This is a genomic window from Roseateles agri, assembly GCF_034043675.1.
In the GTDB taxonomy this organism is placed as follows: Bacteria; Pseudomonadota; Gammaproteobacteria; order Burkholderiales; family Burkholderiaceae_C; genus KK5.
The window spans coordinates 128186-154586 of record NZ_JAXCLA010000002.1 but is presented as its reverse complement, the minus strand read 5'-3'; the positions used below and the strand labels follow the sequence as shown (position 1 = coordinate 154586).

Below are 26401 nucleotides of genomic sequence, written 5' to 3'. Positions count from 1 at the left end.
TGTTCAGCGGCCCAGCATCGGCAGCTTCAGGCCCTGTTCGCGGGCACAGGCTGCTGCACTTTCGTAACCCGCATCGGCGTGACGCATCACACCGGTGCCGGGATCGTTCCAGAGCACGCGTTCGATGCGTCGTGCAGCAGCTTCCGTGCCGTCGCAGACGATCACGACGCCGCTGTGCTGCGAGTAGCCCATGCCGACGCCGCCGCCGTGGTGCAGGCTGACCCAGGTGGCGCCGCCGGCGGTGTTCAGCAGTGCGTTGAGCAGCGGCCAGTCGGAGACGGCGTCGGAGCCGTCCTTCATGCTCTCGGTCTCGCGGTTGGGGCTGGCGACGGAGCCGCTGTCCAGGTGGTCGCGGCCGATGACGATCGGTGCCTTCAGCTCGCCGCTCTTCACCATCTCGTTGAAGGCGAGGCCGGCGATGTGGCGCTCGCCCAGGCCCAGCCAGCAGATGCGCGCGGGCAGGCCCTGGAAGGCGATGCGCTCGCCAGCCATGTCCAGCCAGCGGTGCAGCTTCTCGTTGTGGGGGAACAACTCCTTCAGCTTCGCATCGGTCTTGCGGATGTCTTCCGGGTCCCCTGAAAGAGCGACCCAGCGGAACGGCCCTTTGCCCTCGCAGAACAGCGGGCGCACGTAGGCGGGTACGAAGCCGGGGAAGTTGAAGGCGTTCTTCACGCCCTGGTCGAAGGCGACCTGGCGGATGTTGTTGCCGTAGTCCACCGTCGGGATGCCCATGGCCTGGAAGTCCAGCATCGCCTGCACATGGACCGCGCAGCCGCGCGACGCGGCGGCCTTCAGCTCCGCATGCTGCGCCGGATCGGCCGCGGCGGCCTTCCACTGCTCGACGGTCCAGCCCACCGGAAGATAGCCATTGATCAGGTCGTGGGCCGAGGTCTGGTCGGTGACCAGGTCGGGCTTGATCGCGGTGTCGGCGCGGCAGCGCGCGGCCAGCAGCGGCAGCACGTCGGCGGCATTGCCCAGCAGCGCGATCGACTTGGCCTCGCCGGCGGCCGCGTATTTGGCGATGCGGGCCAGCGCGTCATCGAGGTCCGCGGCCTGCTCGTCCACGTAGCGGGTCTTCAGCCGGAAGTCGATGCGCGACTGCTGGCACTCGATGGTCAGCGAGCACGCGCCGGCAAAGGTCGCGGCCAGCGGCTGTGCGCCGCCCATGCCGCCCAGGCCGGCGGTGAGCACCCAGCGGCCCTTCAGCGAGCCGCCGTAGTGCTGGCGGCCGGCTTCGGCGAAGGTCTCGTAGGTGCCCTGCACGATGCCCTGCGAACCGATGTAGATCCACGAGCCGGCCGTCATCTGGCCGTACATCATCAGGCCCTTGCGGTCGAGCTCGTTGAAGTGCTCCCAGGTGGCCCAGGCCGGCACGAGGTTCGAGTTGGCCAGCAGCACGCGCGGCGCATCGGCATGTGTGCGGAATACGCCCACCGGTTTGCCGCTCTGGATCAGCAGCGTCTCGTCCTCGTTCAGCTCCTTCAGGGAGGAAAGGATGGCTTCGAAGCAATCCCAGTTGCGCGCGGCCTTGCCGATGCCGCCGTAGACGACCAGGGCGTCCGGGTTCTCCGCGACGACAGGATCCAGATTGTTCTGGATCATGCGGTACGCGGCTTCGGTGGTCCAGCTCTTGCAATGCAGAGTGGTGCCCGTAGGCGCGCGCACGGGGCGCGGCGTGGCATTGGGGGGCGATGTCGTCATGGCGCTGGCTCCGTTAGTGACGGGCTTTTTTGTCCCGCTTGATCCTGACTCTACTTGTATAGACAAGTGCAGTCAAATACCGTTAAATACGATTTCGCACCATGTCTGAAGCACTGTCGACGGCGGATCCGGCGCCTCAATATCTCCGGGTCAAAAACCATTTGCGCGAGGGAATTTCCTCAGGTCGCTGGGTGGCGGGAGACCTGTTGCCGTCCGAGTCGGACCTGGTCTCCTTGTTCAAGGTGAGTCGAATGACGGTCAACCGCGCGCTGCGCGAGCTCTATCAAGACGGACTGATCCAGCGCATGCAGGGCGTGGGCACTTTCGTGGCCGACCTGCACCGGATCTCGTCCACCCTGACCGTGCGCGACCTGGCCGAGGAGGTGCAGGCGCGCGGCCGCAAGCACGAGCTGCGCGTGCACCTGCTGGAGACGGTGGCGGCCACGGCCGAGCAGGCCGGCGATTTCGGCCTGCGCGCGGGCGACAAGCTGTTCCACAGCGTCGTCGTGCACTTCGAGAACGGCAAGTCGATCCAGTGCGAAGACCGCCTGGTCAACCCGGCCACCGCGCCGGAGTATCTGGACGTTGACTTCCAGCAGACGACCCCGACGCAATATCTGCTGAAGGTTGCGCCGCTGTCCGAGGCGCGGTACACCATCGAGGCGCTGCTGCCCTCCGACCTGGAGGCCAAGCTGCTGTGCATCTCCAAGCGCGAGCCCTGCCTGGTCGTCAAGCGCCGCACCTTCAGCCGCGGCGTGGCGGTGACCTCGGTGAAGCTCTCGCACCCCGGCTCGACCTATTTACTCGAAGGTGGATTTCAAGCATGAGCTGGAGCTGCATCAGCGCCGACGACGTCCAGCCCCAGGCCTGGAAGAACGGCGGGGGCCGCACGCGCGAGCTGCTGGCCTGGCCGCATCCGTCGGACTGGATCCTGCGCGTCAGCGTGGCGGACATCGAGGCCGATGGCCCGTTCTCCAGCTTCCCCGGTGTGCAGCGCTGGTTCGCCGTGCTGCGCGGCAATGGCGTGCGGCTCTACGACTACGAACTTTCCGCCGGCAGCGAGCTGCTGAGCTTCGACGGCTCGCTGGGGCCCGACTGCGAGCTGATCAAGGGCCCGACCTTGGACTTCAACCTGATGCACCTGCGCAGCCACGGCCGTGTCGAGGTGCAGCCGGCCGATGCGCCGTGCGCGCTGGCCGGCCGGCTGGCGCTGCTGTTCACGGCCGATGGCGGCGTGCTGGACCATGGCGGCCGGCGCATGCCGCTGGCGCCGCTGAGCCTGGCCTGGTGCGAAGAGCCGGCGGCGCAGCCGATGCGTTTCGAGGGCAGCGGTGCGGCCTGGTGGATGGCCTGGAGCCCTAACGAATGAGCGAACGCGTGCTCTGGCACAACGCGCGGCTCGCCTCGCTGGATGGCCCCGCGCCCTGGGGTTGGATCGAGAACGGCGCGCTGCTCACCGAGGGCGAGCGCATCGCCTGGGTCGGCGATGCCAGCGCGGCGCCGGCGCACGATAGCGTGCGGGACCTCGGCGGCGCCGTCGTCACGCCGGGCCTGGTCGATTGCCACACGCACCTGGTCTACGGCGGCCAGCGTGCCCGTGAGTTCGAGATGCGCCTGCACGGTGCCGGCTACGAGGAGATCGCCCGCGCCGGCGGCGGCATCCGCTCGACGGTGGCCGCCACGCGCGCCGCGGGCGAGGGCGAACTGCTGGCGCTGGCGCAGCGCCGGCTCGATGCGCTAGCGGGCGAGGGCGTCACCACCGTCGAGATCAAGTCCGGCTACGGGCTCAGCCTGGAGGCCGAGGCGCGCTCGCTGCGCGTCGCCCGTCGCCTGCAGGGGGCCGACGTCGTCACCACCTACCTGGGCGCGCATGCGTTGCCACCCGAGTACACCGGCCGCCAGGACGACTACGTGGCCGCCGTCTGCGACTGGATGGCGGCGCTGCAGGCAGAAGGTCTTGTCGATGCCGTCGACGCCTTCTGCGAAGGCATCGGCTTCACACCCGCACAGACACGTCGCGTGTTCGAGGCGGCCAGCGCGCTGAAGCTGCCCGTCAAGCTGCACGCCGAGCAGCTGAGCGACCAGGGCGGCACCCAGCTCGCCTGCAAGTTCGATGCGCTGTCCTGCGATCACCTGGAGCACCTGAGCCCGGCGGGCGTGCAGGCGATGGCCAAGACCGGCACCGTGGCGGTGCTGCTGCCCGGCGCCTACTACTTCCTGCGCGAGACGAAGCTGCCGCCGGTGGCCGCGCTGCGCGAAGCCGGCGTGCCGATGGCCGTCTCCACCGATCACAACCCCGGCACCTCGCCCACGCTGTCTCCGCTGCTGATGCTGAACATGGCCTGCACCTTGTTCCGCCTGACGCCGGAAGAAGCGCTGCGCGGCATGACCGTCAACGCCGCGCGTGCGCTGGGCCTGGCCGATCGCGGCCGGCTCGCCGCCGGCCTGCGCGCCGATTTCTGCGCTTGGGATATCGAGCACCCGAACGAACTGGCCTACTACTTCGGCCGCAACCCGCTGCGCCTCAGAGTGCGCGGCGGGCGCACCCAACCCGAGCCCTCATGAGCAGCAACCAAGTTTTCCGATTCCAGCGCGGCACCGCGCCGCTGCTGATCAGCATGCCGCACGTTGGCACCGTGATCCCTGACGACCAGGCCGAGCGCTATGTCCAGCCGCGCGCCGGCCGCACCGAGGACACCGACTGGCACCTGGAGCGCCTGTACGGCGGCATCGCCGAGGCGCTGGGCGCGAGTCTCATCGTGCCGCGCTACTCGCGCTTCCTGATCGACCTCAACCGCCCGCCTGAGGACACACCGATGTACCCCGGCGCGTCCAACACCGAGCTGTGCCCGACCCGCTTCTTCACCGGCGAGCCGCTGTACCAGCCGGGCCGCGAGCCCGATGCCGCCGAGAAGCGCCGCCGCATCGATACCTACTGGCGCCCGTATCACAACGCGCTGCAGGCCGAGCTCGATCGCCTCAAGTCACTGCACGGTTACGTGCTGCTGTTCGACGCACACAGCATCAAGTCGCAACTGCCCTGGCTGTTCGAGGGCACCTTGCCGGCGCTGAACCTCGGCACCGTCGACGGCCGCTCCTGCGACCCGGCGATCACGCAGGCGCTGTCGGAGTTGCTGGCCGCGCAGGACGACTACTTGCAGGTCGTCAACGGCCGCTTCAAGGGCGGCTACATCACGCGCCACTACGGCCGGCCCGATCTCGGCCAGCACGCCGTGCAGCTCGAGATGTGCTGGCGCTGCTACATGAGCGAGGACGAGTCCTACGGCTACGACGAAGCGCTGGCTGGCCAGGTGCAGCCGCTGCTGCAGCGGCTGCTGTCCACGCTGCTGGCCTACAAGCCCGCGGCCCGATGACCGGGGTGACCTACTGGGCGCCTGCGGCCTGGGTCGACGGGCGCTGGCAGCACAAGGTCCGGCTGAGCGCCGATGCCGGAGGTCACTGGCAGCGCATCGAGCCGGACGCGCCGGCCGACGGTTCCCAGGTGCTGGCCGGCCCGGTGATCCCCAGTCTGGTCGACACCCACAGCCATGCCTTCCAGCGCGCCTTCGCCGGACTGGCCGAGCGCCGCGACGGTGACGACGACTTCTGGTCCTGGCGCGACCGCATGTACGGCCTGGCGCTGCGGCTCTCCCCGCAGCAACTGCGCACGATCGCTGCGCGGCTTTACGTGGAGCTGCTGAAGGGCGGCTACACGCAGGTCTGCGAGTTCCACTACCTGCATCACCAGCCTGATGGCCGGCCCCATGCGGACGACGAGCTGGCCATGAGCTGGGCGCTGGCCGAGGCGGCCGAGTCGGCGGGGCTGGGCCTGACCCTGCTGCCGGTGCTCTATGCGCGCAGCGGCTTCGGCCAGGCGGGCCTGCGCGAGGACCAGCGCCGTTTCGCCACCGACGCCGCCTGGGTCGATGCCGCCGCGCGGCGCATCGAGGCGGCGCGCCGGCCGCTCGTCAACGCCGGCGTGGCGCTGCACTCGCTGCGCGCCGCCAACCCCGATGACATCGCGGCGCTGCGCAGCCGGGTCGGCGATCGCGACATCCCGATCCACATCCACATTGCCGAGCAGCAGCAGGAGGTGCGCGACTGCCTGGCCCACACCGGCCGTCGGCCGATCGCCTGGCTCTGCGAAGAGGCGGCGCCAGACACGCGCTGGCATCTCGTCCACGCGACGCACGCGACGCGCGACGAGATCGCGCAGGTGGCGGCCCGCGGCGCCTCGGTCGTGATCTGCCCGGGCACCGAGGGCAATCTCGGCGACGGCCTGATCGACCTGCCGGGCTGGCTCGCGGCCGGCGTGCCCGTCAGCATCGGCTCCGACAGCCATGTCACCCGCGCCTGGCCGGAGGAGTTGCGCTGGCTCGAGTATGGCCAGCGCCTGGCGCTGCAGCGCCGCAACGTCGCCGCCGATCCGCCGCGCGCACCCAGCACGGCGGCGCGCCTGTTCGAGGCCGCGCGTGCGGGCAGTGCCGCGCCGGCCGGCTTCGCCGCCTGGGGCCTGCAGAGCGGTGCGCGGGCCGACTTCCTCGTGCTTGACGAGCAGGCCGAGGGCCTGCTGGGCCTGTCGACCGAACACCTGCTGGACGGCCTGGTGTTCTCCGGCGGCCAGGGTCAGGTCGTGCGCGATGTCTTCGTCGCCGGCCGCCAGGTGCTCAGCCAGGGCCGGCATCCGAAGGACGCGGCGATCGCGGCCGAATTCGCCGCGTTGATGCAACAGCTCTGGCGCTAGAGGAGCCTGTCGGACTTGGGCATGGCCCTGCGCCGTCGCCTGGGGCAGCCAGGCAAGGCGCACGCGAGGCGGTGTGGCAGGCCACACAACGAGCGGGCAACGCCGCATGGCAGCCCCAGGCGGCGGCCCGAAGGGTTGTGCGACACAGCCCGCATTCGGCGTTGCCCATCCTCGCCGGGCACGAGCCCGGCTTGCGGTGTGCGCCTTGCCTGCGGGCTGTGTCGCACAACGCAGGGCCATGCCCAAGTCCGACAGGCTCCTCAGGGCTTCTATCCGTCGAGGCTTGCTGTTAGGCTCGATCGCGGGGAGCCGACGATATTGCTGAAAGCGAGCGAGCGATGCCGAGCCTGCGCCGTTACTCCATCCGTGCCCGCCTGTACCTGCTGAGCGCGCTGGCGGTGGCCGCCATGCTGCTGATCGGCGGCTACGGCCTGCTGAGCCTCAGCCGCGCCAAGGACAACCTGACGCACTACGTGGACAACGACGTCGAGGCGCTGACGCAGCTCGCCGGCGTGCGCGCCGGCGTCGGCAATCTGCGGCGCTACGAGAAGGACACGCTGATCAACCTGGCCGACGCCAAGGCCGTCGAGAAATACCGCGCCGACTGGACCGAGACCTACGGCAAGGTCGCCCAGGGCCTCAGCGCGATCGAGAAGCTCGACATCCCGCTCGATGTGCGCCGCCTGCCCGCCGAGATGGCGACGGCGCTGCAGCAGTACCGCAGCGGCTACGAGGCGATTGCCGGCCGCATCGCGCAGGGCGAGTTCCCGGACACCGCCACGGCCAACAAGTCGATGGAGCCGCTGAAGGCCCCGGTGCGCGCGATGGACAAGACGCTGGCCACGATGACCGAGATGATCGACAAGCATTCGGCCGAGCAGGTGCGCGCGCTGGACGCCGCCGAGCGCGAGATCCGCACCTCGCTGGCGCTGGTGATGGCGCTGTCCGTCGCGGCGATCGGCACCTACACGGTCTTCAACATCCGCTCGATCGTGCAGCCGCTGCAGGGGGCGGTCGAGCATGCCGGCCGCATCGCCGGGCATGACCTGAGCCGCGACGTTTCGGTGGATGGCCGCGACGAGACCGCCGCGATGATGCGCGGCGTGCGCGACATGCAGCACTCGCTGGCCGGCGTCGTCAGCAGCGTGCGCGGCGCCACCGACAGCATCGCCACCGCCTCGGCCGAGGTGGCGGCCGGCGCGCAGGACCTGTCGATGCGCACCGAGCAGACGGCCGCCAACCTCGAAGAAACGGCCTCGGCGATGGAGCAGCTCACCGCCAGCGTCAACCTGAACGCCGAATCCGCACGCGAGGCGAACCGGCTCGCGCGCGACGCCGCCGAGGTGGCGCAGCGCGGCGGCAATGTCGTCGGCGAGGTGGTCAGCACGATGGGCAAGATCAGCGCCTCGTCCAGCCGCATCGGCGACATCATTTCGGTGATCGACGGCATCGCCTTCCAGACCAACATCCTGGCGCTCAACGCGGCCGTGGAGGCGGCGCGGGCGGGCGAGCAGGGCCGCGGCTTCGCCGTGGTGGCGGGCGAGGTGCGCACCCTGGCCCAGCGCAGCGCCGAGGCGGCCAAGGAGATTAAGTCCCTGATCAGCATCAGCGGCGAGAACGTCGAGAACGGCGCGCAACTGGTGGAGCGGGCTGGCTCGACGATGAGCGACATCGTCGCCTCGATCCAGCGGGTCAGCGGCATCGTCGGCGAGATCAGCCACGCCACCCACGAGCAGAGCAGCGGCATCAGCCAGATCGGCCTGGCGATCACCAACCTCGACCAGATGACGCAGCAGAACGCCGCCCTGGTCGAGCAGTCCGCCGCCGCCGCGGCCAGCCTGCAGCAGCAGGCGGACCAGTTGTCGAAGTCAGTGGCCGTGTTCAAACTGGCCTAGTCTTTGTTTCTCGGGGTTTGCCCGAGTCATCATCCGCGCTGCATAGAGCCTATACGCCGCAGCGTATGCCGGCGTGCATGCGGCGCGCGGATCATCGGCCCCGGTCCGTCCGGGACAGTGGCGAGACAGAAGACGCCCGGCTCCTTGGTGCCGCCTGCGCGGACCTTGAGACAAATCCGAAGAGACAACGGAGACAGATCCCGATGAACTGGACCGAACGCGTGTTCAAGCTGCAGGAACACGGCACCACGGTGCGCACCGAGCTGGTGGCTGGCCTCACCACATTCCTCACGATGGCCTACATCATCTTCGTGAACCCCTCCATCCTCGGCGATGCCGGCATGCCCAAGGACTCCGTGTTCGTGGCCACCTGCCTGATCGCCGCGCTGGGCACGACGATCATGGGCCTCTACGCGAACTACCCGATCGCGCTGGCGCCCGGCATGGGCCTCAACGCCTACTTCGCCTACGTCGTCGTGCTGCACATGGGCTTCACCTGGCAGGCGGCGCTGGGGGCCGTGTTCGTCTCGGGCTGCCTGTTCCTGCTGGTCTCGCTGTTCGGCCTGCGTGCGCTGATCATCCGCGCGATCCCGGTCTCGCTGCGCTATGCGATCACCGTCGGCATCGGCCTGTTCCTCGCGCTGATCGCGCTGAAGAGCGCCGGCATCGTGGCCGCCTCGCCGGCCACCTTCATCACCCTCGGGGACCTGCACAAGGCGCCGGCCGTGCTGGCGGTGCTCGGCTTCGTGCTGATCGCGGTGCTGGACCGGCTGAAGGTGCCCGGCGCAATCCTGATCGGCATCGTCGCCGTCACGATCGCGTCCTTCTTCTTCGCCGGCAACCAGTTCCACGGCCTGTTCTCGGCGCCGCCCTCGATCGAGCCGACCTTCCTGCAACTGGACATCAAGGCTGCCTTCACCGGCGGCGTGCTGAACGTCGTGCTGGTGTTCTTCCTGGTCGAGCTGTTCGACGCCACCGGCACCTTGATGGGCGTGGCCAAGCGCGCGGGCCTCTTGGTGCCGGGCAAGATGGAGCGGCTCAACCGCTCGCTGCTGGCCGACAGCGGCGCCATCTTCGCCGGCGCGCTGCTGGGCACCTCCAGCACCACGGCCTACGTCGAGAGCGCTGCCGGCGTCCAGGCCGGCGGCCGCACGGGACTCACGGCGATCACCGTGGCGCTGCTGTTCCTGGCCTGCCTGTTCATCGCGCCGCTGGCCGGCGTGGTGCCGCCCTACGCCACGGCGCCGGCGCTGTTCTTCGTCGCCTGCCTGATGCTGCGCGAGCTGACCGAACTGGACTGGGCCGACACCACGGAAGTCATCCCCGCCACCGTCACCGCGCTGACGATGCCCTTCACCTATTCGATCGCCAACGGCCTGGCCTTCGGCTTCATCACCTACGCCGCGCTGAAGCTGTTCACCGGCCGCGCTCGCGAGGTGAACTGGATGCTGTGGATCATTGCTGCGGTGTTTCTGTTCAAGTACGTCTACGTCGGCGGTTGAACGGTCGTTACGAGGCGGCTCCGCCTCGGTTGCGACGACTGTGCGCAGTGCGGACGGCCCCCTGCAGGCCGCGCGCACGCGTGACATGTAGAGCCTGCCCGCAGCAAGCGGGATTGCCCGGAAGTTGCCCCTTCCGGGCATTTCTACACTTTCCGGCACTAATTCACAAAGAGCGGAAGCACTCGCTGCGAGGCGAGTCGAATTTCGCCGTTGGCTCGTGAATCAACAGGAGGTCCTCGTCGTTGCCGTGACCCGTCGCGGCACAGCCAGAAGAGCACTCATCTCGATGCCTGCGCAGTAAGGGCCGCCCGGCTTTCAAGTGGCGGCCTGACCGGTGATCCGCACGACCTGCGGTCGCCGTCATCGTCGAAAGCGCGCACCCGCGCCGCCGACTTCTTCTCGTATTCGTTTCAGAGCTTCCAAGACCATGAAGAAAACCGTTTCCGTTTCCCTGGCCCTCCTTTTGGCCTCGCTGGCCGCCGCCGCTTCGGCCGCCGACGCGCCGACCATCCTCAACGGCAGCTTCGAGGACAACCAGCTGGCCGGTCCGGGCACGTCCACCGGCACGATCGCCGACTGGATCAAGACCTTCCACGGCCCGATCGCGCTCGTCAACGGCGACCTGATCGACAACTACGGCAACTCCTACGGCGTCACGCCCTTCGGCAACCAGTACGTCGGCCTGGACCCGATCACCACCGGCTTCCGCGCCGGCATCACGCAGATCGTCGACAACTTCGTTGCCGGCCAGACCTACGCGCTGACGCTGTACGTCGCCGATTCCGATGGCGGCAAGGCACCGTTGCTGGACGTGATGTTCTCCGACGGTGGCGCCACGGTCTACCAGGAGACTTCGTACAACGTGCCGGTCGGCGGCCCCTACGGCGACGTCATCGACTTCACCAAGGTCACGACCTTGTTCACGGCGCCGGTGTCCGGCGAGATCGCGATCTCGCTGTTCAACAACGGCAGCGCCTACGTGACGACCGACCCGGGCTCGATCTCGATCGACAACGTATCGATCGCGCTGGCTGCACCGGTGCCGGAACCCACCAGCGCCGCGCTGCTGGCCGTGGGCCTGCTCGCCGTGGGTGGGCGCCAGTTGAGCCGCCGCAGGAAGGCCTGAACGCCCCGGGGCAATCATTGCCCCGAGCGCTCGATACTTGCTGATATGGCAACTATCCATTGCCTGACGTCCGATTGTTCTTGTGGGCGCGGGAATCTAAAGTTGCACCTGATTCAACAGTCATTGTCCTGACTGCAACATCAGGCCCCGGCAGACCCGGCCCGCCCCGTTGCAGGCCGGGTCTGCCGCTTTCATGGACCGCCTCCACAGCCTGCAAGTCTTCTGCCGTGTGATCGACCGGCAAGGCTTCGCCGCTGCGGCCCGCGAGATGAACCTCTCGCCCTCGGTCGTCACGCGGCTGATCAACGATCTCGAAGCGCACGTGGGCGCGCGGCTCATCAACCGCACGACGCGGCGCCTGGTGCTGACCGAGGCCGGCGAGTCCTACCTGGAGCAGGTGCGGCGCATCCTCGGCGAGCTGGAAGAGGCCGAGAACTCGGTGCGCTCCGCCAGCCATTCGCTCAGCGGCCACCTGAAGGTGCTGGCGCCCTCGGCCTTCGCGACCTACCAGCTTGCACCGCTGCTGGTCGGCTTCCGGCGCCGCTATCCGAAGCTGACGGTGGGCCTGTCGGCACCCGGGCCGGTGGAGTCGCTGGATGAGAGCTTCGACGTCAGCCTGATCACCGCGCGCGGCGACAACATCGACGGCGGAGAGTTCGTCGCGCGGCGACTGGCGCGCTCGCACATGATCCTCTGCGCCTCGCCCGCCTACCTGGCGCGCCATGGCCGCCCGTCTGCGCCCGAAGAGCTGCGCGAGCACGAGATGATGGTCTCGCCGCTGACCGAGAGCATGACCTTGCAGCCCGACCGCGGCCTGGAGGGCGCGAAGCCCTTCCAGTTCACGCCGTTGAACGCGCCGCTGTCCACCGGCCAGATCGACATCACGATGTCCGCGACGACCGCCGGCCTGGGCATCGCCGCGATGCCCAGCTACGCCGTCGCGCAGGCGATCGCGGAGCGCCGGCTGGAGCGGGTGCTGCCGGGCTGGCATCTGTTCCAGATCTCGGTGTTCGCGGCCATGCCTTCGCGCAAGTACCTGCCGGCCAAGACGCGCGCCTTTCTCGATTTCCTGTTCGAGGTCTTCCCCGACGACGACCGCGATCCCTGGCTCACCGGCGCCCGCTGAGCACCGAAGCCTCCCTTCATCATGCAATCATCGGCAGCAAACCCCATCGGCGGCTTCGAAGCCCGCCTCGATCGCGCGCTCTCGCACCTGCCTAGCGCGCGCGAATGGCTGCTCTCCGGCAAGACCTTCCTGGCCGCGATGCTGGCCTTCTACCTGGCGTTGGCGGCGGGCCTGCCGCGGCCCTACTGGGCGTTCGCGGCGGTCTACGTCGTTTCGAATCCGCTGACCGGCGCGACCCGCTCGAAGGGCCTGTACCGCGTGCTCGGCACCTTGATCGGCGCCAGCGTGGCGGTGCTGGTGCTGCCGCTGCTGGTGGACACGCCGGTGCTGCTGAGCCTGTTCATCTCGGTGTGGACCGGCACCTTGCTGTACCTGTCCTTCCTCGACCGGCTGCCCAGCAACTACGTCTACATGCTGGCCGCCTACACGCTGCCGATGATCGCGCTGCCGATGGTGCAGGCGCCGGACCAGGTGTTCACCTTCGCCGTGGCGCGGACCGAGGAGATCCTGCTGGGCATCGTCTGCGCCAGCCTCGTCTCCGCGCTGGTGCTGCCGGGCAAGGCGGCGCCGGTGCTGCAGGCGCGCTTCCGCGCCTGGCTGGACGACGCCGGCATCTGGGCCACCGGCCTGCTGCGTAGCGAGGCCCACGGTCAGCCGCGCGACGCGCGCAGCCTCTCCAGCGCGCACCGGCTGGCGGCCGACGTGCTGGCGATGGACCAGTTCATCAGCCACCTGCGCCACGACACCGACAGCGACGACCTCGTCCGCATCGCCCGCGAGCTACGCATGCGGCTTTCGCTGCTGCTGCCGACCCTGTCTTCCGTCAGCGATGCGGTGCGGGCGCTGGGTGCGCAGCCCGGCGGCATCGCTGCGGGCCTGGCGGCGCAAATGGATGGGATCGCCGACTGGATCGCCGCACCGCCCTCGGCTGCCACCGACGCTGCCGGCACCGAGCTGCAGCAGGCACTGCGCCGCCGCCCGGCCGATGGCCCCGCGCTGCCGCTGCTGCATCGGCACGTGCTGATGCGGCTCGAAGGCCTGGTTCAGCTCTGGCGCGACTGCCGCGCGCTGCAGCGGATGATGGACGAAGGCCGGCTCGATCCCGCCTGGGTGCCGGCCTACGAGCGCTGGACCTTCAGCCCCTCCGTGCGCCACCACGACCACGGCATGCAGCTCTTCTCGGCCGTGTCGGTCTGCACCGTCACCTTCCTGGCCTGCCTGGGCTGGATCTTCAGCGGCTGGGCCGACGGCGCCGGCGCCGTGATCATGTGCGCCGTCTGCTGCTGCTTCTTCGCCGCGCAGGACGAGCCCGCGCCCTCGCAGCTCGCCTTCTTCTGGGTCAATACGGCGTGCCTGGTGCTGGGCGTGCTGCTGCTCTTCGTCGTGATGCCCTCGGCGCACGAGTTCGAGACGCTGGTGCTTGTGCTGGCGCCGATCTTCCTCGTCATCGGCACGCTGGTGACGCGGCCGGCCTTCGCCATCACCGCGATGGGCCTGAGCGTCACGCTCGCCACCGGCCTGGGCCTCAGCGATGCCTACAACGCGGACTTCAGCGCCTTCGTCAACAGCAGCGTCGCCAGCATCGCCGGCAACCTGCTGGCGCTGGTGTGGACCCTGCTGACGCGGCCCTTCGGCGCGACCTTGAGCCTGCATCGGCTGCTGCGCGCCAGCTGGGCCGACCTGGCCCGCACGGCCGGCGGCCGCCACGGCAGCGACATCGCCTCGTTGCGCGCCCGCATGATCGACCGCCTCTCGCAGCTGCTGCCCCGGCTGGCCGCCAGCACCGGGCTGCAGGGCACGGACGGCCTGGCCGAACTGCGCGTCGGCTTCAGCGCGGTGCTGCTGCAGCGCGAGTTGCCGGGCCTCGCGCCCGAGGCTGCGCGCCGCGTGCAGGCGGTGCTCGATGCGCTGGAGCTGCACTACAGCCGGCGCCTGCGCCTGCCGGTCGGCCAACCGCTGCAGGCCGGCACCGTGCTGCGCGGGCGCATCGAGGCGGCGATCGACGGGCTGGCCGCCGGCCTTCCCGAAGGCCGCGACGCGCTGCAGGCACTGGTCGAACTGCGCCTGACCCTGGCGAATTCGGCGAACGCGGCCTCGCCCAACCCTGGAGTTGTTTCCCCATGATCGGCGACCTCACCTTCTACGGCATCTACCTGCCCGCGCTCGCGCTGCCGCTGCTGCTCGCCTACATCGGCGTGGCCGGCCTGCGCTGGGTTTTCGGGCGGCTCGGCGTGTACCGCTGGGTCTGGCACCGCTCGCTCTTCAATGTCTCGCTCTACGTGATCGTGCTCTGCGCCGTCGTGCGCTGGAGCGCTGGATGGTCCTCATGAAAGCTTCATCAAACTCATCGTCCCTGGGCCGCATGGCCCGCAAGCTGGCGCCTGTGGCGCTGACGCTCGTGGTCGTGGCCGTCGCCGCGCTGGCCGGCCGCGAGGTCTGGGCCCGCTACGCCGACACACCCTGGACCCGCGATGCCCACCTGCGCGCCGACGTGCTGCAGGTCGCGCCCGACGTGGGCGGCCTCGTCACCGAGGTGCAGGTACGCGACAACCAGGCCGTGCACGCCGGCGACGTGCTGTTCCGCATCGATCCGGCGCGCTATGAGCTGGCCGTCTCGCAGGCCCGCGCCGCCGTCGCGCAGAGCCGCGCCGCCCGCGGCCAGGCGAGCGCCGCGCTGGCCAACCAGCGCGCACTGCTGGAGCAGGCGCAGCGCGAGGCCGCGCGCAACCGCAAGCTGTCCGACCTGGTCGCGCAGGAGACGGTGGAGCAGGGCGACCTGAAGGTCCATCAGGGCGAGGCCGCGGTGGCGCTGGCCCAGGCCCAGCAGGCCGCGGCGCAGGCCAGCGAGGCGGCGGCCACGGCCGCGCTGAACACGGCCGAGCTGAACCTCGAACGCACGACGGTGCGCAGCCCCGTCAACGGCTACCTGAACGACCGCGCGCCGCGCGTCGGCGACTACGTGGCCACGGGCCGGCCGGTGCTGTCGGTCGTCGACGGCGGCGCCGTCTACGTCGATGGCTACTTCGAGGAAACCAAGATCGACCACCTGCAGCCGGGCCAAGCCGTCAGCATCCGGCTGATGGGCCGCGACGCGACCTTGCGCGGCCATGTGCAGAGCGTGGCCGCCGGCATCGAGGACCGCGACCGCACCAGCGGCAACAACATGCTGCCCAACGTGAACCCCAGCTTCAACTGGGTGCGGCTGGCGCAGCGCGTGCCGGTGCGCATCGCCGTCGATGCCTGGCCTGCCGGCGAACGGCCGACGATCGGCCGCACCGCCACCGTCTCGGTGCTGGAACAACAGGGAGGCCGGCCGTGAAGCCCGCCGTCCTGCGACCGCTGCTGCTGGCAGTCGCCGCTGCATTGGTGGCCGGCTGCACGACCGTCGGTCCGAACTATCAGGTGCCGGCCGACGCGGCGGTGAAGCGCCCGGCCGCGCAGGCCTCGTTCCAGCAGGCGCAGGCCGGTACCGTGAGCCTCGACCCGCTGCCGCCGCAGTGGTGGCGGCTCTACCGCAGCGCCGAGCTGGATGCGCTGGTGGCGCAGGCGCTGCAGGCCAACACCTCGCTGCGCGCGGCCGAGGCGCACCTGCGTCGCGCTGCCGCGCTGGTCACGCAGGTGGATGCCGAGCGCAACGTGCACGTCGGCACCGTCGCCGCCGTGAAGCGCGCGCGTGAATCGGGCGAGGCCTACCTGCTGTCCGAACAGTTGCCGGTCGCCAACGAGGGCGAGCTGGCGCTGCATGCGTCCTACCAGCTCGACCTGTGGGGCCAGCTCAAGCGCGGCGAGGAAGCGGCCGAGGCAAACCTGCAGGCCGTCGAGGCCGCGCAGGACGTGGCCCGCGTCAGCGTCGTCGCGCAGACGGTGCAGGCTTATCTGCAGGTCTGCCACGCGCAGACGGAGAAGGCTGTGGCCGAGCGTTCGCTCCTGCTGGCGCAGCGCACCTTGACGCTCGCGCGCCGCATGGACGACGCCGGCCGCGGCGACGACAGCAGCGTGCTGCGTGCCGAAGGGCTGCTGGAGGCGCAGCGCGCCGGCCTGCCGCGCTTCGACGCCGAGCGCGAAGCGGGCTTCTACCGCCTCGCCGCGCTGCTGGGCCGCACGCCGCAGGAGCTGGACCCTGCCAGCGTGCGCTGCGCGGTCTTGCCCGAGCTGATCGCGCCGCTGCCCGTCGGCGACGGCACCGCGCTGCTGAAGCGCCGTCCCGACGTGCGCCAGGCCGAGCGCCAGGCTGCGGTGGCCAGCGCGCGCATCGGCGTGGCGACGGCCTCGCTGTACCCGAGCATCAGCATCGGCGCCTCGGCTGGCCTCGTCGGCATCGCCGAACACCTGGGCCAGCCGGCCACTCAGACCTTCGGCATCGGCCCGCTGCTGAGCTGGACCATTCCCGACCAGGGCGCGAAGGCCCGCGTGAAGATGGCCGAGGCCGATTCGCAGGCGGCACTGGCGCAGTTCGACGGTGTCGTGCTGCAGGCGCTGGCCGAAACCGAGACGGCGCTGAGCCGCTACCGCCGCGACCTCGAACGCCGCGACGCACAACGGATCGCCCGCGACAAGGCGGCCGAACTCGCTGCCGAACAGAAGCGTTACTTCGAGGCCGGCCGCCGTCCCTACGCCAGCAGCCTCGACGCGCAGCGCACGTTGATCGGCGCCGACGTCACGCTGGCCAGCACCGATGCGGAGCTGGCGCAGGATCAGGTCAGATTGTTCCTGGCGCTGGGTGGCGGTTGGGAACAGCAGTGAGAGCGGCAACCGTGGCCCGCACCGTGCCGACCTCGATCCCGTTCCAGTTCTTCAGCGGCATGTTGCTGTAGCCGCGCAGCAGTGCGGCTTGAGCGTCGTGCAAGGTCAGCAACTGCTCCGCGACTGAGGCCATCACCGCCTCCGCCGCCCGCACGGCGCCATCGTCGATCTTCAGCGCCACGCCCAGGCCTAGCTCGGGCAGGGCGGCGCAGTAGACGCCTTCGGCACCAACCTTGCAGAACAGCCTTTCGCCCAGCGCTTCCATCACGAGCGTGTCGAAGCGCGCGCTGCCGCCGACCATGAACGGTGCGGCCGCCACCGCTTTGCGCAGCCGCTGCGCGGCGCGCGCATGTTCATGGCTCAGGCCTTGCCCGGTGCCCAGCCGCGCGAAGGCCAGCGCCAGCGCGCGCAGCGGGATGCCATAGGTCGGGATCGAGCAGCCATCGGTGCCGCGCGGCGCCTTCGCCAGATCGAAGCCGGTGGTCGCCTGCAGTGCCGCGCTCACCTCGCGCATCACCGGGTGATTCGGTGCCACATAGCCGCGCGCGAACTCGGCCGGCTCGCGGCCCTGCGCCAGCGCCATCGCGCAGGCCACGCAGACGAAGCCGGCGTGCTTGCCGGAGCAGTTGTTGTGCAGCGGCGTGGCTTGCTCGCCGCGTGCCAGCATGCCGCGCAGCACCGGTTCGCGGCTGGGCCACTGGGTGCCGCATTCGAGCGCGTCGGCGTCCAGGCCCAGCCGGGCGAGCATGCCGGCCGAGGTGGCCACGTGCTCGGGCTCGCCGCTGTGCGAGGCGCAGGCGATGGCGAGCTGCTCGTCGCCGAAGCCGAAGCGTTCCGCTGCGCCGCTGGCCACCAGCGGCAGTGCCTGCAGCGCCTTGACGGCGGAGCGCGGGAAGATCGGCCGGTCCACGTCGCCCAGCGCCGTGTGGACGGCGCCGCCGGCATCGACGATAGCCAGCGCGCCGGCGTGAAGGGATTCGACGGCGCTGCCGCGCAGCACCTCGGCGAGGATGGGGTTGTTCGTCGTCATTCCGGGTTTACAGCATCGTGATCCACGTGCACGCGGTCGCGGCCGCCGCGCTTGGCCGCGTAGAGCGCCGCGTCCGCGCGGTCCAGCAGCAGCCGCGCCTCGGGTGGCGGCCGGTCGCCGGCCAGGCCGATGCTGACGCGCACGGCCAGGCCCGGCGCGGTGGCTTCCCAGTCGCATGCGGCCACGGCTTCGCGCAGGCGCTCGCAGATCGCGAGGGCCAGGTCGATCGTCGTGCCCACCATCACGACGAGGAACTCCTCGCCGCCGATGCGAGCCAGCAGGTCGGCGCCGCGCATCTTGCTGCGCAGCAGGGCCGCGAGCTGGTGCAGCACCGCATCACCGACGCCGTGGCCGAAGCGGTCGTTGACCTGCTTGAAGTGGTCGACGTCCAGCATCGCCATGCAGATCTGCGAGCCGGCCTGGCGCGCGCCCTCCACCAGCAGCGGCAGCGCGTACTCGGCATGGCGGCGGTTGTGCAGGCCCGTCAGCACGTCCTCGTGCGCGGCGCGGTCCAGCGCCATCGCCTGGGCGCGCAACTGCTGCTGCTCGGTCTCGAGGTGGCGGGCGCGCTCGCGCTCGTGCGCGGCGGCCTGCAGCGCCGTCTCGGCACGGGCCTGCGCCTGGTCCACCTCGTTGCGGATCTGCATGATCTCGTTCTGCAGGGTCTGCGTGTCGCGCGCGATCTGGCGCTCCAGCTCGATGTGCTGCTCCAGGTAGCCCAGCGCCTCGCGGTATTCGCCGCAGGCCTTGTGCGCCTCGTACAGCGCGTGGATCAGGATGCGGCGCAGCTTCGGCGGCAGGCCGCCCTCGTGGTCGCGCAGCAGCAGGCTGTTGAGCTCGGCGATGGCGCCGGCGACCTGGCCGCGCGCCATGCGGATCAGCGCGCGCTGCGCCGCCGCCTGCAGTTCCAGCGACAGGTAGCCGTTCTGCTGCGACAGCGCCTCGAACTCGGCCAGCAGCGGCTCGGCCTCGTTGAAGGCCTGGCGGTGCAGCAGCGCATCGACCAGGTTGGACACGGCCACGGCCACCTGGAAGGGGTTGCCCGCCTCGCGCGCCACCAGCGTGGCCTGCTCCGACAGCGCCTGCGCCTGGTCGAGCGCCTCGCGCAGCGCCGGCGAATTCGGCTCGCCCGCGCGGCGTGCCTCCTTGACGCGGTAGAGCCAGCAGTAGGCGAGGTTGTTCAGGCAGGAGAAGGACAGGGCCTGCGCGCCGTCCGGCAGGGTCTTGGCGATCGTCAGCGCCTGGCTAGTCGTCTCGCAGGCCTGGCGCTGGTTGTCCAGGCTCGAATAGGCCACGCCGACGCGGTTCAGCGCCCAGGCCTCGCTCCTGCGGTTGCCGGCGGCGCGCGCCACGGCCAGCGCGCGCAGTCCCCATTCGAGCGCGTCGCGGCCCATCAGGAACTGCGCGTAGCTGTACGAGAGCGCGCTCATCGCGTCGGCGCGTACCGATTCGTCGCCGCCATGGGCTTCGCAGATGGCCAGCGCCTCGCTGGCGCAGCGCACGCTCGCGTGCAGCTTGCCCAGGCGCGGGTAGTGGTGGGCCAGCAGCGCCAGAGCGTGGGCGCGGCGGCCGTACTCGGCCGGCGGGCAGGCGGCGATCGCTTCGTCGAGCAGCCGCGTGGCCATCTGGTAGCGGCCGGCATCGGTCTCGATCTGCGCCGAGGCGAGCCGCTCATCGTAGGTATCGGTGGAGACCGTTGCGGGGATCGAGGCGCGATTCATCGGGGAAGGGGGTTCATGCATCCAGGCAGCCAGACAGCGCGAAAACGCCGGAGTTGCGGTGTCGATGCTACACACTGCCGGGCCCTGCGGCCGCTGTCGGTACAGTGCGCCGATGAAAACAACGAACCCGGACAGGCCGGTGTTGCTTGGCGTCGACTTCAGCAGCGCGCCGACGCGGCGCAAGCCGATCACCCTCGCTTTAGGCAGCCGCCACGGCGCCATCGTGCGCCTGGACGGCCTGCAGCACTTCGACACCCTGGCCGGCTTCGGCGAGTGGCTGGCCCGGCCCGGCCACTGGCTGGGCGGCTTCGATTTCCCCTTCTGCCTGCCGCGCGAGCTGGTCCGTGCGCTCGGCTGGCCCGAGCAGTGGCTGGCGCTGATGGCGCACTACGCTGCGCTGCCGCGTGCCGAGATCCGCGAGCTTTTCGCTGCGTTCTGTGCCGCGCGGCCGGTCGGCGCCAAGTTCGCGCACCGCGCCTGCGACGGGCCGGCCGGCGCCTCGCCCAGCATGAAATGGGTCAATCCGCCCGTCGCCTGGATGCTGCATGCCGGCGTGCCGCTGCTGCTGGCCGCGGGCGCGGAGCTGCCAGGCCTGCAAGCCGGTGACCCACAGCGCGTGGCGCTGGAGGCCTATCCCGGCCTGCTGGCCCGCGAGCTACTGGGCCGCCGCAGCTACAAGAGCGATGAGCGCGCCAAGCAGACGCCCGAGCGCCTGATCGCCCGCAAGGACCTGGTCGAGGCGCTGGAGCAGGGCCGCAGCGTGCGCCTGGGCCTGCGCCTGAAGCTGAGCCATGCGCAGCGCGACGACCTGGTGGCCGACGCCAGCGGCGACCGGCTCGATGCCGTTCTGTGCCTGATGCAGGCCGCCTGGGCCTCGGCGCAGCCGCGCTACGGCTGGCCTGCCGATGTCGATCCGCTGGAAGGCTGGATCCTCAGCGCCTGAGCTTCAAGCGCCCGGCTTCATCCACGCCCCATTGGCCTCGCTGGAGCGCATCACCGCGTCGACGAACTCGACGCCGCGCAGCCCGTCCAGCGCGTTCGGAAAGTGCAGGGCCAGCGGGTCGGGTGCGGCGCCAGCACGGCGCGCGGCGATGGCCTCGCCGGCGTCCTTGTAGAGATTGGCGAAGCCTTCGTGGAAGCCTTCCGGATGGCCGGCCACGATGCGGCAGGAGCGGGCGGCGAAGGGCAGGGTGCCGGGGCCGTTGGGCGTGCGCTTCTGCTGCGGTGCGCCCAGCGGCTTGAACAGCAGCTCCTGCGGCACCTCCTGCATCCATTCGAGCGTGCCGCGGTTGCCGCTGATGCGCAGGCGCAGGCAGTTCTCGACGCCGGCCGCCGTCTGCGTGACCCAGAAGCTGCCGCGCGCGCCGCCTTCCATCCGCAGCATTGCGCCGGCGTAGTCGTGCACGACGCGGCCGGGCACGATCGGGCCGATCTCGGCCGCCACCTCGGCCACTTCCAGCCCGCTGACGAAGCGCAGCAGGTTGTGCGCGTGGGTGCCGATGTCGCCCATCACCAGCGACGGGCCGCCGCGGCCGTCCTCCTTCCAGCGCTTCTTGTTCTGGCCGGGCGGGATGCTCTCGTCGGCGCGGCCGCCCTGCACGTACTCGACCTGCATCAGCCGCAGCTCGCCGAGTTCGCCGGCTTCCACCATCGCGCGGGCCTGGCGCACCATCGGGTAGCCGGTGTAGTTGTGCGTGAGGCAGAAGACGCGGCCGCTCTGCTGCTGCACCGCGTGCAGCTCGCGTGCCTCGGCCAGCGTGTTGGTCATCGGCTTGTCGCAGATGACGTCGAAGCCCAGCTTCAGAGCCGTCACCGACAGCTCGAAGTGACTGTCGTTGGGCGTCATGATCGCGATCACGTCGGCGCCATCGGTGCGCTGTGCTTCCGCCTGCAGCAGCGCCAGCCCGCTGGCGTAGGCCCGCTCGGCCGGCAGGCCCAGCGAGACGCCGGCCTGCACCGATTTCTCGGGGTCCGACGAGAGCGCGGCGGCGACCAGTTCGTAGCCGTCGTCCAGCCGCGCGGCCTGGCGGTGCATCGCGCCGATGAAGGAGCCGGGGCCGCCGCCGATGACGGCCAGGCGCAGCCGGCGGCCCAGCAGCGCGATGACGGGATTGAGGTTGGGGCTGGCGATGGTCATGCGGCGGTCCTGTTGTGGTCTCGAACGGAGTGCCGCAGTGTCGCGCGAATCTAAGACCTTCCCGTGGCTCCGAGTTCCGGCGAGACGCCGCGCCAGGCGAAGTCGAAGGCCGGGAGTGCCTGCGGCGCGGGAGCCGGCTGCGCGGCGAGGGCCAGCGCATGGCTGACGCCGGCGAGCACGCTGTCGATCACCGGCACGGCGATGTCCGGCTGGATCCGCGCCGCCAGGCCCGCCAGGCCGGCGCCGCCGAGGATCAGCGACTGCACGCCGTCGAAGCGGCGCAGCGCCGCCGCGCAGGCCTCGGTCAGCAGCTCCTGCGCCATGAGCGGATCGGCGGCCAGTTCCGCGCCGGTGGCCGTCACCACCTCGACGCCGGCCAGCGCGGCACCGAAGCCCAGGCCCAGCGCCAGGCGCTCCAGCATCGGCTTCCAGCGCTCGCCGCCGGTGACGATGGCGAAGCGTCCGAGCCGGGCCGCGGCGATGAAGGAGGCCTCGGCCAGGCCGGTGACCGGCACCGTGGCGGCCTCGCGCAGCGCGTGCAGGCCGGGGTCGCCGAAGCAGCCGATCAGCACCGTGTCGAAGCGCCGCTCGCCGGGCACCAGCGCGCGCGCCCAGCCGTCCAGCGCGGCGTGCGTGGCAACCGCGTAGCTGGCCTCGCAGGCGATGTAGGGTGCGCCGAAGCGGGCCGTCTGCACGCGCACCTCGACCCCCGGCCCTGCGGCCGCCTGCGCGTGCGTGCGCAGCAGCTCGCTGATGGCCGACGAGGTGTTCGGATTGATCAGCAGCAGGGCACTCATCGCCTCAGGCCCCGGCGAACAGCGCCAGCAGGTCCGGCGCCGCCGGCTCCTCCGGCGTGAACTGGAGTTGCGCTTCGAGCTGCGCCAGGTGCTCCAGCATCAGCCGCCCCGCCGCCTCGGCATCGCGCAGGCGGATCGCGGCCAGCAGCGCACGGTGAGCGGTGCAACCGCAGCCCTCGGCCTGCGGCCGGCTCGCGAAGGCCATCAGGACCAGCGAGGTGCGCGACACCAGTTCGCGCAGGATGCGGTCCAGCGTCTGCTGGCCGCTGGCGGCCGCGATCAGCAGGTGGAAATCGCCCGAGCAGCGCACGGCCCGGCGCAGGTCGCCGGCGGCGCGCGCAGCCTCCTCGTCGGCGATGCAGCGGGCGAGCTGCGCGATGTCGGCGGGCCGGGCGCGTTCGACGAAGCGCGCGAGCAGCGTCGGCTCGATCAGGCGCCGCACCTCGAAGACCTCGCGCGCCTCCGCCTCGTCGGGCTGGGCCACGCTGGCGCCTCGGTTCAGGGCCATCGTGACGATGCGCTCGTTCGCCAGCCGCACCAGCACCGGCCGGATGCGCGTGCGCGAGACGCCGAAGGCCGTGGCCAGCCTGTCCTCGACGAGCTTGGTGCCGGGCGGCAGCCGGTGGTTGCGGATGGTGTCGACCATCCGCTCGTAGATCTCGTCTTCAAGCACGGCGCCGCCTGTTGAGCAGTGCCGACAAGCCCACCGCCAGCCCCATCACGACGAAGGAGACGAGCAGGATCAGGGTGCCCAGCGCATAGATCGCCGGCGTGGTCACGGTGGTGGTGAGTCCCTGCAGTTCCAGTGGCAGCGTGTTGACGTCGCCGATCGCCTGCGAGCTGCGGGCGATCTCGTCCCAGCTCAGCGTGAAGCCGAACATGCCGATGCCGACGACCGAGGGCGCGATCAGCGGCAGCACCACGTGGCGGAAGCTCTGCCAGGGCGTGGCGCCGAGGTCACGCGCTGCTTCCTCGTAGCTGCGATTGAAACGGTTGAAGACGGCGAACATGATCAGCAGCCCGAAGGGCAGGGTCCAGCTCAGGTGTGCGCCGAGCACCGAGGTGTAGAGGCCCAAGGCGCTGCCGTAGTTGTCCAGCGTCTCCTGCCAACCCCATTGCTCCAGCAGTTTCTTGACGGCGCCGTCCAGCAGGCGGAACTCCAGCCCGATGCCCAGCGACACGATGATCGACGGCATGATCAGGCTGGCCACGACGATGAAGAACAGCACACTGCCGCCGCGCAGCTTCTTGCGGAAGGCCAGGCCCGCCAGCACCGACAGCAGCACCGTCAGCGCCATCACGGCCGCGCCCACGCCCAGCGAGCGCAGCAGCGCCGCGCTGATGTCCACGGTGCCCAGGCCCTCGGCCAGTTGATGGAACCAGTGCGTCGACCAGCCGCGCATCGGGAAGGTGAGCCCGCCCTCGGGCCCCTGGAAGCTCAGCACCACGATGACCAGCATCGGCCCGTACAGGAACAGCACGTAGGCCGCGAAGAAGATTGCCAGCAGCAGGAAGCCCGCGCCGCGCTTGCCGTCCTTCATCGTCAGAGCTCCCTGCGGATGTCGACCATCCGCGTCAGCGCCCAGATGATCATCAGCACCACGCTCAGCAGGATCACCGCGTTGGCGGCCGCCAGCGGGAACTGCAGGTAGGACGTCTGCACCTGGATGATCTTGCCGACCGAGGCGATCTGCTGGCCGCCCATCACGCCGATGGTCACGAAGTCGCCCATCACGATGGTGATGACGAAGATCGAACCGATGATGATGCCGGTGCGGCTGAGCGGCACGATCACGTTCCACAGCGTCTGCCAGGCGCTGGCGCCGCTGTCCGCCGCGGCTTCGAGCAGGCTGCGGTCGATGCGCATCATCGAGTTGAAGATCGGCACGATCATGAAGGTGGTGAACAGGTGCACGAAGGCCAGCACCACCGAGAAGCTCGAGAACAGCAGCCATTCGATTGGCTGCTGCACCAGCCCCAGCTGCTGCAGCACGTCGTTGACCAGGCCGTGGCGGCCCAGCAGCGGCACCCAGGCGATCATGCGGATCACGTTGGAGGTCCAGAACGGGATCGTGCAGATCACGAACAGCACGACCTGCGCGCCGGTCGAGCGCACATGGAAGGCAAGGAAGTAGGAGACGGTGAAGCCGATCACCAGCGTCAAGGCCCAGACCATCACGCCGAACTTCAGTGTCGACAGATAGGTCTTGAAGGTGACGCACATGTCCCCGCCGTCGCCGCCTCCCAGGCAGCCCTCGAACACGTTCAGGTAGTTCTTCAGTGTGAAGCCGGGCAGCATCTCGTACTGGTTGTAGTCCCAGAAAGACACCATCAGCACCAGGGCCAGCGGCAGCAGGAAGAAGAGGGCGAAGACGGCGGTGAGGGGCAGGGCCTGCCACCAGGCCGCTATGCCTCTGCCGCTCGGTTTGCGCGTTAGCGTCGTCAAGTCAGTCGTCCGTGATGTTGCGTTGGCGGGCCGAGCGCCGGGCCGCTCCCAAGCCGGCCCACATGGCGAGGTGCTCGCGGCTCGACGCCGCGAGCCTCGCCGTCCCCTCGGGGGACCGGCCAGACTTGCCCGCGTTCAGCGGGGCAAGGCTGGACGAGGGGCTCCATGTTTATGCTGCGACGAATTCATTCCACTTCTGGACCATGTAGGCGTTCTCATCCATCACGGCGTTCCAGCAGGCGATGCCGCCCATGCGCGCCTCGTAGGAGCCGCCGTCGCGCACTTCGCCCTTCTTCGCGAGCAGGTCACCGTGCGGGCTCTTGATGTCCTGCGCGGCGGGCTTGCCGCCCATCCAGTAGTCCCACTCGTAGGCTTCCATCTTGGCCTTGGCGGTGTCGAGCACGGCGCTGTAGTAGCCCTGGCGGTTCAGGTAGGCGCCGGCCCAGCCGTCGAGGAACCAGTTGATGAATTCGTAGGCGCCATCGAGCTTCTTCCCCGACAGCGTGGCCGGCAGGCCGAAGCCCGAGGCCCAGGCGCGATAGCCTTCCTTCAGCGGCTGGAAGGTGCAGGCGATGCCCTTGGTGCGCACGGCGGTGACGGCCGGCGACCACATCGACTGGATCACCACTTCGCCCGAGGCCATCAGGTTGACCGACTCGTTGAAGTCCTTCCACAGGCTGCGGAACTGGCCCTGTTTCTTGGCCTCGATCAGGGTCTTGATCGTGAGGTCGATCTCCTTCTTCGTCATGTTCCCCTTGTCGGGATACTTGTAGAGGCCCATCGCCTCGACGACCATCGCTGCGTCCATGATGCCGATCGACGGAATGTTCAGGATCGCGGCCTTGCCCTTGAACTCCGGGTTCAGCAGTTCGGCCCAGGAAGAGATCGGGCGCTTGATCAGGTCCGGGCGGATGCCCAGCGTGTCGGCGTTGTAGACGGTCGGGATCAGCGACATGTACTGCGTCGGCGCCTTCGCGAACACCTTGCTCTTCTCGCCTTCGAGGAAGATGGTCTTCTTCGGCGCGGTGCCCTGGTCGCCGACCTTCTTGCCCGCCACCTCGCCCTTGGTGAACAGCGGGGTGATCTTGTCGGCGTTCTTGATCCTCTTCGTGTCGATGCCCTTCAGATTGCCGGTGGGCACGATGTTCTTCAGCGAGAAGTACTCGGTGTCGATCAGGTCGAAGCTGTTCGGCGCGGTGACGGCGCGCTTGGTGACGTCGTCGGTCGTCAGCGCCACGTACTGGATCTCGATGCCGGTGTCGGCCTTGAACTTCTCGGCGATCTGCTTGTCCTGGTTCACCGCCGTGCCGATGTAGCGCAGCACCACCTTCTCCTGCGCGTGGATGGCCGGGAACATGCCGGCGGCGAGGATGCCGGCCGTGCCTTTCAGCAGCGTGCGGCGGGTGTTGTTGTCGTGATCGTTCATGGCAGGC

The 26401-nt window shown here is 69.8% G+C and carries 23 protein-coding genes; 14 read left to right on the top strand and 9 right to left on the bottom strand.

Annotated features, from left to right (window positions below):
- Positions 1–3 precede the first annotated feature (3 nt).
- Entirely contained in the window at positions 4–1701 is a 1698-nt protein-coding gene (hutU, locus tag SNE35_RS04895) for a urocanate hydratase (RefSeq protein ID WP_320421744.1), read from the bottom strand.
- A 101-nt stretch (positions 1702–1802) separates the two neighbouring features.
- On the opposite strand from hutU, the gene hutC reads away from it, so the two are divergent.
- The 13 genes from hutC to SNE35_RS04830 all read left to right on the top strand — a co-directional run bounded on the left by hutC (position 1803) and on the right by SNE35_RS04830 (position 16837).
- The gene (hutC, locus tag SNE35_RS04890) at positions 1803–2528 is read left to right on the top strand and encodes a histidine utilization transcriptional repressor HutC (protein ID WP_320421743.1); all 726 of its coding nucleotides are present in this window, start codon (positions 1803–1805) and stop codon (positions 2526–2528) included.
- Complete coding sequence (locus SNE35_RS04885) at positions 2525–3070, top strand: HutD/Ves family protein (protein ID WP_320421742.1); 546 nt, start codon at positions 2525–2527, stop codon at positions 3068–3070. Before hutC ends, SNE35_RS04885 begins: the two co-directional genes overlap by 4 nt.
- Positions 3067–4266, top strand: a complete 1200-nt coding sequence (gene hutI, locus SNE35_RS04880; RefSeq protein WP_320421741.1) for an imidazolonepropionase — start codon at positions 3067–3069, stop codon at positions 4264–4266. The genes SNE35_RS04885 and hutI overlap by 4 nt, the downstream gene beginning before the upstream one ends.
- Positions 4263–5075, top strand: coding sequence for an N-formylglutamate deformylase (gene hutG / locus SNE35_RS04875; RefSeq protein ID WP_320421740.1), 813 nt, complete (start codon positions 4263–4265; stop codon positions 5073–5075). The genes hutI and hutG overlap by 4 nt, the downstream gene beginning before the upstream one ends.
- Positions 5072–6445, top strand: a complete 1374-nt coding sequence (locus SNE35_RS04870; RefSeq protein ID WP_320421739.1) for a formimidoylglutamate deiminase — start codon at positions 5072–5074, stop codon at positions 6443–6445. The genes hutG and SNE35_RS04870 overlap by 4 nt, the downstream gene beginning before the upstream one ends.
- A gap of 338 nt (positions 6446–6783) precedes the next feature.
- Entirely contained in the window at positions 6784–8340 is a 1557-nt protein-coding gene (locus tag SNE35_RS04865) for a methyl-accepting chemotaxis protein (RefSeq protein ID WP_320421738.1), read from the top strand.
- A gap of 203 nt (positions 8341–8543) precedes the next feature.
- Complete coding sequence (locus tag SNE35_RS04860) at positions 8544–9842, top strand: NCS2 family permease (RefSeq protein ID WP_320421737.1); 1299 nt, start codon at positions 8544–8546, stop codon at positions 9840–9842.
- Between the two features lie 427 nt (positions 9843–10269).
- Positions 10270–10968, top strand: a complete 699-nt coding sequence (locus tag SNE35_RS04855) for a PEP-CTERM sorting domain-containing protein (RefSeq protein ID WP_320421736.1) — start codon at positions 10270–10272, stop codon at positions 10966–10968.
- A gap of 193 nt (positions 10969–11161) precedes the next feature.
- Positions 11162–12094: a LysR family transcriptional regulator gene (locus SNE35_RS04850; RefSeq protein ID WP_320421735.1), complete on the top strand. Its 933-nt coding sequence runs from the start codon at positions 11162–11164 to the stop codon at positions 12092–12094.
- Between the two features lie 21 nt (positions 12095–12115).
- Complete coding sequence (locus SNE35_RS04845; protein WP_320421734.1) at positions 12116–14218, top strand: FUSC family protein; 2103 nt, start codon at positions 12116–12118, stop codon at positions 14216–14218.
- On the top strand, positions 14215–14424 hold the full coding sequence (locus SNE35_RS04840) for a DUF1656 domain-containing protein (protein WP_320421733.1): 210 nt from the start codon (positions 14215–14217) through the stop codon (positions 14422–14424). Before SNE35_RS04845 ends, SNE35_RS04840 begins: the two co-directional genes overlap by 4 nt.
- Entirely contained in the window at positions 14421–15413 is a 993-nt protein-coding gene (locus tag SNE35_RS04835; RefSeq protein ID WP_320421732.1) for an HlyD family secretion protein, read from the top strand. Before SNE35_RS04840 ends, SNE35_RS04835 begins: the two co-directional genes overlap by 4 nt.
- Positions 15410–16837 carry an efflux transporter outer membrane subunit gene (locus SNE35_RS04830; RefSeq protein WP_320421731.1) on the top strand — a complete coding sequence of 476 codons (1428 nt, stop codon included), beginning with the start codon at positions 15410–15412 and terminating at the stop codon, positions 16835–16837. The genes SNE35_RS04835 and SNE35_RS04830 overlap by 4 nt, the downstream gene beginning before the upstream one ends.
- On the opposite strand, the gene SNE35_RS04825 is transcribed toward SNE35_RS04830, so the two are convergent.
- Positions 16794–17867: an asparaginase gene (locus tag SNE35_RS04825; RefSeq protein WP_320421730.1), complete on the bottom strand. Its 1074-nt coding sequence runs from the start codon at positions 17865–17867 to the stop codon at positions 16794–16796. The two genes, SNE35_RS04830 and SNE35_RS04825, sit on opposite strands and share 44 nt — an antisense overlap.
- Positions 17864–19588 carry a GGDEF domain-containing protein gene (locus SNE35_RS04820; protein WP_320421729.1) on the bottom strand — a complete coding sequence of 575 codons (1725 nt, stop codon included), beginning with the start codon at positions 19586–19588 and terminating at the stop codon, positions 17864–17866. Before SNE35_RS04820 ends, SNE35_RS04825 begins: the two co-directional genes overlap by 4 nt.
- 112 nt (positions 19589–19700) lie before the next feature.
- Here SNE35_RS04820 and SNE35_RS04815 point away from each other — a divergent pair, with 112 nt between their 5' ends.
- Positions 19701–20531 (top strand): DUF429 domain-containing protein, encoded by an 831-nt coding sequence (locus SNE35_RS04815; RefSeq protein ID WP_320421728.1) that lies wholly within the window; start codon positions 19701–19703, stop codon positions 20529–20531.
- A 3-nt stretch (positions 20532–20534) separates the two neighbouring features.
- Here the strand turns inward: SNE35_RS04815 and SNE35_RS04810 are convergent, their stop codons facing one another.
- The 6 genes from SNE35_RS04810 to SNE35_RS04785 all read right to left on the bottom strand — a co-directional run bounded on the left by SNE35_RS04810 (position 20535) and on the right by SNE35_RS04785 (position 26394).
- On the bottom strand, positions 20535–21725 hold the full coding sequence (locus tag SNE35_RS04810; protein WP_320421727.1) for a Gfo/Idh/MocA family protein: 1191 nt from the start codon (positions 21723–21725) through the stop codon (positions 20535–20537).
- Between the two features lie 50 nt (positions 21726–21775).
- A complete protein-coding gene (locus tag SNE35_RS04805; RefSeq protein WP_320421726.1) occupies positions 21776–22522 on the bottom strand; it encodes an aspartate/glutamate racemase family protein in 747 nt (248 codons plus the stop codon).
- Positions 22523–22526: 4 nt separating this feature from the next.
- A complete protein-coding gene (locus SNE35_RS04800; RefSeq protein ID WP_320421725.1) occupies positions 22527–23195 on the bottom strand; it encodes a GntR family transcriptional regulator in 669 nt (222 codons plus the stop codon).
- Positions 23188–24063: an ABC transporter permease gene (locus SNE35_RS04795; RefSeq protein WP_320421724.1), complete on the bottom strand. Its 876-nt coding sequence runs from the start codon at positions 24061–24063 to the stop codon at positions 23188–23190. The genes SNE35_RS04800 and SNE35_RS04795 overlap by 8 nt, the downstream gene beginning before the upstream one ends.
- Positions 24064–24065: 2 nt before the next feature.
- Positions 24066–24968, bottom strand: a complete 903-nt coding sequence (locus SNE35_RS04790; RefSeq protein WP_320421723.1) for an ABC transporter permease — start codon at positions 24966–24968, stop codon at positions 24066–24068.
- Between the two features lie 169 nt (positions 24969–25137).
- Positions 25138–26394 (bottom strand): ABC transporter substrate-binding protein, encoded by a 1257-nt coding sequence (locus tag SNE35_RS04785; protein ID WP_320421722.1) that lies wholly within the window; start codon positions 26392–26394, stop codon positions 25138–25140.
- Positions 26395–26401 lie beyond the last annotated feature (7 nt).

Bases quoted from the DNA above. Each gene is read 5' to 3' on its own strand.
- hutU (WP_320421744.1), bottom strand. From the start codon at position 1,701: ATGACGACATCGCCCCCCAATGCCACGCCGCGCCCCGTGCGCGCGCCT.
- hutC (WP_320421743.1), top strand. From the start codon at position 1,803: ATGTCTGAAGCACTGTCGACGGCGGATCCGGCGCCTCAATATCTCCGG.
- SNE35_RS04885 (WP_320421742.1), top strand. From the start codon at position 2,525: ATGAGCTGGAGCTGCATCAGCGCCGACGACGTCCAGCCCCAGGCCTGG.
- hutI (WP_320421741.1), top strand. From the start codon at position 3,067: ATGAGCGAACGCGTGCTCTGGCACAACGCGCGGCTCGCCTCGCTGGAT.
- hutG (WP_320421740.1), top strand. From the start codon at position 4,263: ATGAGCAGCAACCAAGTTTTCCGATTCCAGCGCGGCACCGCGCCGCTG.
- SNE35_RS04870 (WP_320421739.1), top strand. From the start codon at position 5,072: ATGACCGGGGTGACCTACTGGGCGCCTGCGGCCTGGGTCGACGGGCGC.
- SNE35_RS04865 (WP_320421738.1), top strand. From the start codon at position 6,784: ATGCCGAGCCTGCGCCGTTACTCCATCCGTGCCCGCCTGTACCTGCTG.
- SNE35_RS04860 (WP_320421737.1), top strand. From the start codon at position 8,544: ATGAACTGGACCGAACGCGTGTTCAAGCTGCAGGAACACGGCACCACG.
- SNE35_RS04855 (WP_320421736.1), top strand. From the start codon at position 10,270: ATGAAGAAAACCGTTTCCGTTTCCCTGGCCCTCCTTTTGGCCTCGCTG.
- SNE35_RS04850 (WP_320421735.1), top strand. From the start codon at position 11,162: ATGGACCGCCTCCACAGCCTGCAAGTCTTCTGCCGTGTGATCGACCGG.
- SNE35_RS04845 (WP_320421734.1), top strand. From the start codon at position 12,116: ATGCAATCATCGGCAGCAAACCCCATCGGCGGCTTCGAAGCCCGCCTC.
- SNE35_RS04840 (WP_320421733.1), top strand. From the start codon at position 14,215: ATGATCGGCGACCTCACCTTCTACGGCATCTACCTGCCCGCGCTCGCG.
- SNE35_RS04835 (WP_320421732.1), top strand. From the start codon at position 14,421: ATGAAAGCTTCATCAAACTCATCGTCCCTGGGCCGCATGGCCCGCAAG.
- SNE35_RS04825 (WP_320421730.1), bottom strand. From the start codon at position 17,867: ATGACGACGAACAACCCCATCCTCGCCGAGGTGCTGCGCGGCAGCGCC.
- SNE35_RS04820 (WP_320421729.1), bottom strand. From the start codon at position 19,588: ATGAATCGCGCCTCGATCCCCGCAACGGTCTCCACCGATACCTACGAT.
- SNE35_RS04815 (WP_320421728.1), top strand. From the start codon at position 19,701: ATGAAAACAACGAACCCGGACAGGCCGGTGTTGCTTGGCGTCGACTTC.
- SNE35_RS04810 (WP_320421727.1), bottom strand. From the start codon at position 21,725: ATGACCATCGCCAGCCCCAACCTCAATCCCGTCATCGCGCTGCTGGGC.
- SNE35_RS04805 (WP_320421726.1), bottom strand. From the start codon at position 22,522: ATGAGTGCCCTGCTGCTGATCAATCCGAACACCTCGTCGGCCATCAGC.
- SNE35_RS04795 (WP_320421724.1), bottom strand. From the start codon at position 24,063: ATGAAGGACGGCAAGCGCGGCGCGGGCTTCCTGCTGCTGGCAATCTTC.
- SNE35_RS04785 (WP_320421722.1), bottom strand. From the start codon at position 26,394: ATGAACGATCACGACAACAACACCCGCCGCACGCTGCTGAAAGGCACG.